1 protein-coding gene is annotated in these 232 nt (G+C 49.1%); it reads left to right on the top strand.

The features are described from left to right. The coding region (locus AAEY75_RS17330) for a c-type cytochrome (RefSeq protein WP_352260431.1) at nt 1–232 on the top strand (232 nt) is incomplete at both ends.

Below are 232 nucleotides of genomic sequence, written 5' to 3'. Positions count from 1 at the left end.
ACGCTACACAATGGCCGCGTTGGTGGTATGCCAGCATGGCGCGATCAGATCGGTGAAGATGGCGTGCGTGCAGCGTCAGAGTATGTACTATCACTATCTGCTAACAACGGTAGCAAAGATAACGGCAAGCTCGATCAAACTTTGGTCGCTCAAGGCAGTGCAATCTTTCAGCAAAATTGTGCCTTGTGCCATGATAAAGATGGTAAAGGAATGATCTCAGCAGGTGCACCTA

It is taken from the genome of Psychrobacter sp. TB55-MNA-CIBAN-0194, assembly GCF_040309505.1.
In the GTDB taxonomy this organism is placed as follows: Bacteria; Pseudomonadota; Gammaproteobacteria; order Pseudomonadales; family Moraxellaceae; genus Psychrobacter; species Psychrobacter fozii.
The sequence above is the reverse complement of the archived record's forward strand: the minus strand, read 5'-3'. Positions and strand labels throughout refer to the sequence as shown.